Genomic DNA, 10,343 nt, shown 5'->3' with positions numbered 1-10,343 from the left:
AAACTGAACTACGCCCCCGTGCATATACATTCAACTGTGCACCTATCCTTCTATTCTCGCGACCTTCCCGCATGCAATGCGGGACGTTCTAACCAAACTGAACTACGCCCCCGTTTATCTAGGTAATTTGTACCGCTTGCTTCGTGTGCTTCGAGTATTGCCTACTTGCTGCAGGATGAATTAGTCTGAGTTCTTGAAATGTCAAAGCTAGTTAAATTGTAAAGCCACATTTTACTAACTCAGCGGAGAGATATTGTCAAGAGATTTCACTCCTGAGATTTTCTCTCCTGGCAAGAAGCGTGTACACAGATTATGGTTTGGAAAGGTGGGCCAACTTGTCTGGTTTTTACCATCGCGTCCTATTCTGATTTTGGCAGCTCCAGCCGCATAATGTAAAAAGTTTCTCCGTTGCCAGGTGTGTCGCTCGGGAATACGATAACGTCTGCGATTTTGAAACCGAATTTTTCGTATAGATTTATTGCATCCTTCTGAATAAATGCCACATCCAACTCCACAACGGTGATGTTCTTTTCCACGAGCAAATCGATGCAGTTTCTGAGGAGTGCTTTGGCAATTCCCTGTCTCCTGTGAACAGGATGTACGGCCAGTCTAATTATGACCGCCTTTTCGAGATCGTGGCATATGCAGCCGATCAGATAGCCAGCGATTTCTCTACCCTTTTCGAGAGCCAGAATATATTTTGTAGTGCAGACTTGAAGAAGTTGTGGCTCCAGGGGGCCGAGAATGAAAGTCGATCAATTTCCATAACTTGCTCAAAATCCTTCTCTGTTGCCGATCTTATGCTGCTGCCATTCGGTAGTCTTTTTACCTTCATAATTTTACGGCTAGGGCGCGGCTCACAACTTACCACCGGGGCCATATCACCTTGCCATTAGAGTGGGGGCATTGATATCCTGCATTTAATACGCTGGTTCAAGCATGTGACTTTTCTCTACTTGCTGCAGCCCTCCTCTTTTGCCTTCTGCTCAAATTCTTCAGGGCTTACCTTCTGCGCCATATTGGCGAGCTGCTCAGTGTTAAGGGGGGACCCGTAGGCTGCAAATTGCACCTGGGGCTCTTCCTGGCTTGGTACTGGCTGCCAACCTTCTTTGGTCTTGTTCAAGAAAGCCCATTGAAGCTTTCCCTGCACCACGGGAACAACACCTTTCCAGGGTACGATCTTGCCCTTCTTGAAATCCACCACCGGCACCTTCTCTCCTTTCTCCATCTTGGCGACCGCCTTGTTCATGTGACACTCATTACAGGAACGGCCTTCGGACGATACAGAGTGGGTGAAGTATGGCACATAGGCGATGAATTTCTTATTTTTGTAAACTAGAGTCATAGCACTGCCTGAAGTCACCTTGCCCTGGTAGTTGATCAGAAGCAGCCAGTCTTTCATGGGAACAAAGTTTCCTTTTTTTGTCCCTGTCTTCAGGAAACGATCAAAATGACAATTATAGCAGGCCATGGTAGTGCGTACATGGCAGGCGGCGCATGCAAGTTTGCCTCCGTGCACCCGGTGGCTGACGGTGTCTGGATCAAATTCTGGAGATTCCTTTTGTTGCTCCACATGGCAGCACTGGCAGCTGGCTCGAACTCCTTTGGGGTGACGCATGGACGGCCGAAAGCGGCCATCCCCATGAATATCGTATCTCCAGTGGCAATCAGCACACACCATCCCTGCTGCGAGATGCACGTCCAGTTTATTCTGCTCCCCATCAAATCTGAAGGTAAGACCCTCACGACCATGACAAGGTAGGCAGGTGTTTATATCCCGAGCCTTTTTGGGAGAGAAAACTAATTTAGCTCTTTTCTTTTTGGCATGGCACTGGTCGCAGCTCCTGACATGGCATTTCTTACAGTTCAGCTGGTCGTAGGGGATTTTGGTAATTTCCATGAAGCCCCCATCTTCTTCATACCAGCGACGCATACCCTCACCGGTGAAGTGGAGGCTCTTGGTGAAAAAGGAGGTCAAACATGGCTGATTGGAATCAGCCGCAGAATCGCTTTGGAAGAATACCCCCGCTACCAACAAGAAACCCACAAAGCCCGCCAGACATCTAGGAAAAGCCTTCATGGTGAATCCCTCCTCTCAGCCAACAATCTCAGGACTAATTAGCTCTAGCTACTTTCACATTTCTCTGTCAGCAGACACGGCTGCAGCATGACCGGCCAGAGAGGACACCGATTACCCAAAGAAGTGGGCCACCATGCCCGGCCAGGCAGCTGGTCTCTTGTCTTTCCTGATATAAGAGCAAGCAATGAGGTGATCGCAGTCAAGGCTGTAGGCAAGTTTGGGCGATCTTCCGCACCCTTGCAAAAAAGGTTGTCAGTTGCGTGAGGAAATTCCGGCGTAATTGAGATACTTTTGATCACAAGTCTACTCTCGAAACAGAACCTTGCTGATTCAATCCCGTAAGTGGTTTTACTCTTGACCGCTTTATTCTAGAATAACACAGCTGAGATTTCCTCACCATAATTATTCTAGACTCTCTTCAGCAGCTCACATCGAAAGTCGCTATAGGCAATAGTACTAACGTCGAAGAAGCAGATATACTTCTTGATACAGTGTTGCGCTACAGAGGCACTTGAACCAATTCAGTATCTGGCCAGAAGCTGCAGCTCACCACCGCTGCCAGTGCTGTTCGTGCAGAGGTTATCTCAGAAAGGTCTATTGGAGAACTACTGGAGAACGATCAGGTTCAGGCTTTGCTGCCAGGCAGTCGTGCTTCCTGAGCGAAAGGTGGGGCCTGAAAACTCAAAAAGAGAAGAACAGTCATATCTGGGGGATGAGTCACTCTCAGGTGGGATTCAAGAAGTATTCTGGCTAAGCCTTAACAACAATGAACACTTGTTAACGTAAAGTGCTTCAAGTAAACAATTAATTGGCTGGAGAAATATTCCATTCAATAACGATTTCAACATATTGGTCTTATGCTTTGCACGCAGTGCCCATATGGCATCCTCTTTGCTCTTCAAAGCAGGTGTGGTGTTTAGATAATGATCATAGGGGGGTGTGGGCAATATTACGCTGCCTCACCTGGAGCATGCCTGCGGGTGGCAATGCCCTTGTGGTTATCCGCAAACGGACACCGTAAGCCTGGTGTCTCTGACAAGTACGTCATTGCCAAGATGGGTGGCTGAGAACTTTCTGCCTGCCGCTGTATTTGGTAATTGCAGGAGTAAAGCAGCAAGGGCCGCAAGGCCTGCGCCTTTGTGGATAATTCTATTGTTATTGAAAGGAGGTATTAGAATGAACGATTTTATCATTCATAAGCCGCCCATAAGTGTCATGGATCTTGTTATGCTGCGGGAAAGAGGCAGTGAAATTAAGGTTAATACTTCATTTGAAATTAACGAAGTGGAATTTATACATGAGAAACATCCATTTGAGGCCTTTCTCTTCTTCTGCCGCTTTTATGGTACTGTTGATGCAGAGGAATACTCTTTTAGAAAATGTTACTCACGTGGCTGCCCTCACAATTTATGTCCTCATGTTTCCCAGGCAGTTATGATCGCAAATCGCTATCTGCAGAGAGATTATGTTGCATTGGAAAAAAGTGGTATTAAAGTTACAAAAAACTTATTTACTTTAGAAGATATGTTAGTAAAATTCAAGGATCAGGAAGATGATTTTGTTTCCACCCTGATTATTGACGATTATATTAATATCGCTAAGGAAGGAAACGATATTACCATTGATGTTTCGCTAGAGTATCTGCCGGCAGTTGAAAATTTTGCGCATAATGAAGAAAAACGTGTGTTTTTGGCAGCAAACTTTACCGTTACCTATTTAGGCAAGAAACACATTTGTCACAGGTGCTTGTCATGTTATACGATGAAGAACGAAAAAAAAGAGCAGCAGCCGGCTTTGACTTTAGCGAATAATCGCCTTGCCTCCATTTATGCTGCCTTCGATGAGGCAAACATCAAGTATGAGAAAGAATTCTTTACAAAAGGGGCCTGAGCCATTTGCGGGCACGTTGTCGAGCGCAAGATATCGGGTAGGCTTTGCGGTCAAAAACTGTTCGGGAAAAGGTGGACGATAGTCACTTTCCTTTTGGTGCGAACATCATTGGCACCAGACATTGGCGAAGCGTAGCCGCATCGCATAATCGCAGCGACAGAGCCACCTCTTGGTCGGCTTTGCTGATTCAGGATCAGTCTGCTGACTTTGCAGTTGGCTCGTTCCAATAAGATGTAGACGAATTAAGCGCTCTCTTTCAACTTTGCCATCGTAATGGCTTGCATTTTCTCAGTGACCTGTCCGCGGTCGTGGCCATGGCGCAGATGCTCCCCTAAAAGCTTGCCAGCCTCCTGTGCGGCCCTGATTACTTGCGGCTGTTTGGCAAGGTCTGGAATAATGTCCTCTGTGATTTTTACTCCTTCACTATAGAGAAAGTAAGGGACGCCTACTTTACAACTTTCTCCGTATCCACATGAAAAACAGGAGGCGGCGCCCTGCCCTGAGACCTTGGCCACTATTTTGATAAAGTTGTAGAGAAAGAATTTTTCTGTTTCATCGGCGGGGTAGTCTCCAGCATCCCTCCAACCCCAACAGCAACTCCAAGTTTTCCCCACAAGAGATTCCCTTCCTGATGACGAAACTGAAACCACCGCTCCAAGAAGGCGTGCGTGTGAGCATTGAGGCCCGAGCAGTAATTGGGGGCGCCGAGCACATAGGCATCGGCAGCGACGATTTTCTCTCGCAAGGGTTGCAGGTCATCTTCCACTTTACAGACATTGTCTTTGACGGAGCCAAGGCGGGTGATACAGCCAGCTATATTTTTTTCCGCAAAGATATCAGCTGGTAATCAACTCCCGTAGCTTCCAGAACAGTTCTTACCAGCTTGTAGGCGCCGGAGGTATATTTCTTTCACGGGCTGCCAGAAATTCCCAGGATCTTTATCTGCTGTTCCTCCTGTAGCAAGTCTGAGTTCATGGCAAAATGAAAGTGCACCCTGACAACCAATATCGGTTAACAAGGCATGGCAGAGGCCTGGAGGCACGGCAACGAGTTGGTAGCCGAAGGCTTCAGCCTGCGTTGCCCTGTGTTGCTATCAATATTTCGAGAAGCATTTACCCCATGGCACCACTGTAACATTGGCCGCAGGCTCAGCGTTCAGCCTGCCACTAGCAAACCTGCAGTGAGAGGGGTGCATTTCATTTTGCCATGAACCAGTCTGTAATACTGGCAGCATGTTAAAAGAGGTCACCAGGTGGGTGGATTGTATCTCATGATGTTCTTGCAGCCGAGCATTTTTTCAAGCCGAAGAAGCGTCTTTCCAGAAATTGCAATTCCAGGGACTGAAGGTGAAAGTCTTGCTGTCGATATTGAAAAAGGCCCCAGGTCAGGGCCAGTAACCTGAAGGGCCGCTGGTATCATCTCTTACAAGGAGGTTGTATTGGTGTTCCATGTAAAAGCAATACTACCTAAACAGTAAGCAGCAATTTTCCTCAGTCAAGATGGAAAGCAGCAAAACAGCCGTTCACTCCGACGAGTAAGAGCCTTTCAAGAGCTGTTTCACGAGGCTGAGAAGTGTGTTGTTCAGTACTCAATGGTGGTAATTGATTTCCTAAATCTTCCGCTGAATTACCCAAGTGTTGTCCAGTTAAACTAACCTTTTATATTATAACCTATTGATTATATACCATAATTACGTTTTTCGATCAGCTGGCACACATTTTTCAAACTCTGAAAGGAAGTTGTTGGGTAATTTGGCCAGTTTTTCGGCCATTGTTTCGAACTATCCAGGGACATTAGGCAGCGGCTAGATGGCAGGAGTATTTTCTGTACTCTGCTTTGGGCCAGACTCAGGGGGGCAGTGTGCAAGAGAAGTGATCAGAGAAAAGGGAGACACCATGCTAAGGAGAATGAAGATCAGTGTTCTCACCTTGGATCCAGAGACCAAGACGCCCATAGTTGTGCTCAAGGATCCAGAGACTGAAACATTTTTGCACATGAGTATCGGCATTGCCGAGGCCACCGCAATTGCTACAGAATTAGAAGGTATAAGATTCACCCGCCCCATGACCCATGATTTGCTCAAGAATCTCACCATCAAGTTTGGCATCCGTGTCATTGGAGTAGAGGTCTGCGATCTTCGGGACAGGACCTTTTACGCCTGGATTTACCTCAGTGTGAACGGCAAAAGAACGCGGGTAGATTCACGCCCGAGTGATGCCCTGGCTCTAGCCTTGCGCACTAATGCTCCCATTTATGTAAACGAGCGAGTGTTTGAAAAACTGGAGAGAGGAAGACGGGCTGCCGAAGCGGCAATTGAAGACAGGCATGCAGATAAATGGACAGAAATACTAGAAAATATGTCACCAGAAGATTTTGGCAAGTATAAAATGTGAATTGAGGCCAGCCCCATCTAATCATCCTTGCAGGGGAAGAAAATGGTGGAAATCGACAGGAGACAGTCAAGGCTTCGGCTGTTCTGGCGTTTTGTCTTTCAACCTTCAAAAAGTGGAACTGACAGTGCCGAAAAAGAGAAGCATCGAGAAGCAGAGCGCCGCTTTTTGAGATATTCTCTGGAACAGCGCAAGCTGGAGAGAATGAATAAATTTCAGCATCTCTAGTCAGACTCTCAGGCAATCGTCGCCTCCACGTGACAGCGGCACTGTAATGGAGCCGCCGCATCAGCTTTGTCAATTGACATCCCGCCAAGAGCTATCTGATCATGCTTTGATTTCGATCCAGGGTGACGGCTCGAAGAGCTCATCTTGCCAGTCCAGCCACTCATTCCTTCCCGCAACGCCATTCTGTAAAACATGCAGGCAAAAAGTATCGGCCTAGCCATGCCCCGCAGGTCAGCTACCAGAAAAGAGTAAACTAATGAAAAAAAGTTTCATTACTGCTGCAAGGCAGTGTATGATCGTACTATAATAGCTTGTCTGCACATTTCGACAAACGCTCCAGAGAAACCAAAAGGCGGCAACCATGAATCGACTAGGCATTTTGTTGTGCTTCCTCTGCGGATTCCTTATAGCCTGTCCTGGGGAATACCATTTGAGGATTCTGTACCCTTACGTCGATGGGCTGGCTGTGGCTGATCCGGTGCTGTGGCATGGGCAGAAAATTGGTGAGGTACGGCGAATAGAGGATTATGGTCGTGGCCCGATAGCGGTAACAGTTGCCATTGACAGAGACTATCGTGCTCAGATTACCAAGCAATCCAGGTTTTTGCTGCAATACGATCCCGGGCGGCCAGGGAGGAAAGCCGTGCAGATGATTCAGCTTGCGGAGGCCGGAGAACCCTTGCCAGCAGGTGCTGAAATTCCTGGAAGTACAGAATTTTCGTTGAAACTGGAGCAAAGCAGACATGAATTCAATTCTTTGCTGGGCCAGCTAATGGATGAAATTGTCAACTGGCAACAACAAATACAGGCGATTCCTGTGGAAGAGTGGTACAGACAGTTTCAGCAAGAGCTCGAGCAATGGTTGACCGAGCTGAAAAGGGCTGGAGAGGTGACCAGACGCCGTTTTCGCCGGGAAATCCTGCCCAGGCTCGAAAAGATATGGAAGGATTTACAGAACCGTTTGCGGCAGCAAGGAAGGTCGAAAGAAGTGGAGATCATAGAGGTGCAGATGAAAGAATTACGGCAGATTTGATGAACACAAGTGAACCCCTTCAGAAGGGAGGTGATGGTCGCACCTGGAGGATAGTCTCTGTCTTTGGCATTTTCCCTGTCCGGAGATCAGCCTGCCGCAGGCGTCACCGGGCACTGAGGTGAGGAGGGGGAAATGAAGACTGTATTCGTCAATCCAGAACGTTGCCTTGGCTGTCACCAGTGCGAAATCGCCTGTGCAGTGGCACACTCTTCCAGTAAAGAGGTGTCACTGGCGCTCTGGGAAGAGCCTCTGCCCAGGCGGCGAATCCACGTAGAACCCGGCCCCACGTACAATACCTCATTTGCAAACAAGTGTCGTCACTGCAACCCGGCTCCCTGTGAGCAGGTTTGCCCTACTGGCGCCATCCATCGGCAGCAGGATCATGATCTGGTGCTCATCACAGCAACAAAATGTATTGCCTGCGCCATGTGCGCTATGGTGTGTCCTTTTGATGTGCTGACCTACTATCCCGTAGCAGAGACAGGCCCCCAACGGGTGGTGGCAGTGAAGTGTGACGGCTGTGTGGATCGTCTCAGCCGTGGCGATATCCCTGCCTGTGTGGAAGCCTGCAAGGCGGAGGCCCTGGTGTTTGGCGAGCTGAACGAACTCCTGAAAGCAGGAAGGTTGCGTGAGTCCTACGCAGTTGTTGCTGCCACAACCATGATGGAGGGCCAGGCTCCAGCGGTACCCGAGACAGTGCATGCCTGGCGAGCCTGGGGTGCATCTGCAGAGGAAGCAACGCAAGGGGGAGGTGAGCGATGAAAACGATTTTCCCGGTCGATTTTCAGCGTATGAGTGTGCACAAAGACAGTCAGGCCATGTTGAGGCGTGCCAGCGAGGAAGGCATCGAGACCGTGTGGGATCGACTGGCCAAGCAAGAGCCCCAGTGCGGCTACTGCTCGCTGGGACTGAGCTGCCGCAACTGTGCCATGGGACCCTGCAGGGTGGACCCCTTCGGAGATGGCCCGCAGAAGGGCGTCTGCGGAGCTGACGCTGACGTAATTGTGGCGCGCAACCTGGGGCGTGCTATTGCGGCTGGAGCTTCGGCTCACTCGGACCACGGGCGCGATATCCTCGAGGTGTTTCACGCCACTGCAGCGGGTGAGACAACAGGATACCAAATCGCCGACGAAGGAAAGCTGAAAGCTATTGCTGCGGACTATGGTGTTGAGCTGGAGGACCGTTCTACCAGGGAAGTTGCTTTGGAGGTGGCTGAGGCCATAATGGAAGATTATGGCACCAGGAAAGGATCTCTGGGTTTTCTCAAACGCGTCCCAGCCAAGCGTCTGGCAGTCTGGCAGAAGCTAGACATCCTACCTCGGGGCATCGATAGGGAGAACGTGGAGATGCTGCACCGAACACACATGGGCGTAGACAACGACTACGTCAACATCTTGCTTCACTGTCTGCGAACGAGCCTGTCCGACGGCTGGGGCGGCTCCATGGTTGCCACGGAGCTTTCGGATGTAATGTTTGGCACACCCAAACCAGTGAGCTCAGAAATGAATCTGGGAGTGCTGAAAGCTGACGAAGTGAACATCGCCCTGCACGGGCATAACCCGGTGCTCTCGGACGTGATAGTGCAGGCTTCTCAGGATCCGGAGCTGCTGAATCTGGCAAAGGAGCAAGGAGCGGCGGGCATCAACCTGGTGGGGCTGTGTTGTACTGGCAACGAACTGCTGATGAGACGCGGCATTCCTATGGCGGGCAATCATTTGATTCAGGAGCTGGTTATAATGACTGGTGCTTTGGATGCTATGGTTGTTGACTACCAGTGCATCATGCCTTCGGTAACCGATGTTGCCAAATGCTTTCACACCGCAGTGATCTCGACCTTTGACAAGGCCAAGTTTCCGGGCGCCATTCACATAACCTTTGATCCGCACCGCGGTATAGAGATCGGCAAGGAGATCGTCCGTCGGGCTGTGCAAGCCTATGCAGGAAGGGTTGCAGACAAAGTATACATTCCCGGGGAGCCAATACCAATGATGGCGGGTTTTTCAGTGGAGGCAATAGTGGAAGCCCTGGGAGGTAGCCCCGAACCGCTGCTTGCTGCTATCAAGGATGGCAAGATCAGAGGTGCGGTGGGGGTTGTTGGTTGCAACAATCCAAAAATCAAGCAGGACTTTGGCCATGTGCAGCTCTGCCGCAGACTCATTGAAAACGATATCCTGGTAGTGGTTACAGGGTGCGCCGCAGTCGCCAACGGCAAGGCCGGCCAGATGAGGCCCGAAGCGGCGGATATGGCTGGTCCTGGACTGGCCGGCATTTGTAAGGCCTTGGGTATTCCTCCGGTTCTGCATATGGGGTCCTGTGTTGACAATACCCGCATTTTGGTGTTGGCAGCGGCCCTGGCCAATCAGTTGGATGTGGATATCAGCCAATTGCCATTGGCCGCGGCCGCGCCCGAGTGGTATTCGGAAAAGGCGGCTGCCATTGGAACGTATGCCGTTGCCAGCGGAATCTACACTGTACTCGGGGTGCAGCCCCCTATCTTCGGCAGCAAGAATGTGGTGCAGCTTCTGGCTGAAGGTCTTGAGGATGTGGTGGGAGCTACCTTTGCCATTGAACCTGATGCCGAGCGGGCCGCCAGCCTGATTCGTCGACACATTGAGGTTAAACGGAGGGAATTGGGGTTGCCTTATCATGATCCGCAAACAATTCCCCTGCCTGAAAGGGGCAGGGAAAAGAGCCCGGCGGTGGCCTAGCCAAGCTCAGCTAG

Annotated in this window: 9 protein-coding genes; 5 read left to right on the top strand and 4 right to left on the bottom strand. The window is 49.8% G+C overall.

What is annotated here, in order from left to right; genetic code table 11:
* Positions 1–359: 359 nt before the first annotated feature.
* On the bottom strand, positions 360–746 hold the full coding sequence (locus JRI89_09150) for a GNAT family N-acetyltransferase (GenBank protein MBW2071411.1): 387 nt from the start codon (positions 744–746) through the stop codon (positions 360–362).
* A gap of 206 nt (positions 747–952) precedes the next feature.
* Positions 953–2,080 (bottom strand): hypothetical protein, encoded by a 1,128-nt coding sequence (locus JRI89_09145; protein MBW2071410.1) that lies wholly within the window; start codon positions 2,078–2,080, stop codon positions 953–955.
* A gap of 1,176 nt (positions 2,081–3,256) precedes the next feature.
* Here JRI89_09145 and JRI89_09140 point away from each other — a divergent pair.
* Entirely contained in the window at positions 3,257–3,970 is a 714-nt protein-coding gene (locus JRI89_09140) for a hypothetical protein (protein ID MBW2071409.1), read from the top strand.
* Between the two features lie 242 nt (positions 3,971–4,212).
* On the opposite strand, the gene JRI89_09135 is transcribed toward JRI89_09140, so the two are convergent.
* Together JRI89_09135 and JRI89_09130 are read right to left on the bottom strand one after the other, a co-directional pair.
* Positions 4,213–4,584 carry a hypothetical protein gene (locus JRI89_09135; protein ID MBW2071408.1) on the bottom strand — a complete coding sequence of 124 codons (372 nt, stop codon included), beginning with the start codon at positions 4,582–4,584 and terminating at the stop codon, positions 4,213–4,215.
* A complete protein-coding gene (locus JRI89_09130; protein MBW2071407.1) occupies positions 4,485–4,805 on the bottom strand; it encodes a flavodoxin family protein in 321 nt (106 codons plus the stop codon). The genes JRI89_09135 and JRI89_09130 overlap by 100 nt, the downstream gene beginning before the upstream one ends.
* A gap of 1,060 nt (positions 4,806–5,865) precedes the next feature.
* Between JRI89_09130 and JRI89_09125 the strand changes: the two genes are divergently transcribed.
* From JRI89_09125 to cooS, 4 genes are all read left to right on the top strand, one after another.
* Positions 5,866–6,363 carry a bifunctional nuclease family protein gene (locus tag JRI89_09125; GenBank protein MBW2071406.1) on the top strand — a complete coding sequence of 166 codons (498 nt, stop codon included), beginning with the start codon at positions 5,866–5,868 and terminating at the stop codon, positions 6,361–6,363.
* Between the two features lie 655 nt (positions 6,364–7,018).
* Positions 7,019–7,621 (top strand): hypothetical protein, encoded by a 603-nt coding sequence (locus tag JRI89_09120; GenBank protein MBW2071405.1) that lies wholly within the window; start codon positions 7,019–7,021, stop codon positions 7,619–7,621.
* A gap of 132 nt (positions 7,622–7,753) precedes the next feature.
* Positions 7,754–8,383, top strand: coding sequence for a 4Fe-4S binding protein (locus JRI89_09115; GenBank protein MBW2071404.1), 630 nt, complete (start codon positions 7,754–7,756; stop codon positions 8,381–8,383).
* Positions 8,380–10,329: an anaerobic carbon-monoxide dehydrogenase catalytic subunit gene (gene cooS / locus JRI89_09110; protein MBW2071403.1), complete on the top strand. Its 1,950-nt coding sequence runs from the start codon at positions 8,380–8,382 to the stop codon at positions 10,327–10,329. The genes JRI89_09115 and cooS overlap by 4 nt, the downstream gene beginning before the upstream one ends.
* Positions 10,330–10,343 lie beyond the last annotated feature (14 nt).

This window comes from Deltaproteobacteria bacterium (genome assembly GCA_019309045.1).
Taxonomy (GTDB): Bacteria; Desulfobacterota; Syntrophobacteria; order BM002; family BM002; genus JAFDGZ01.
This window is presented reverse-complemented; position numbering and strand designations above follow the sequence as displayed.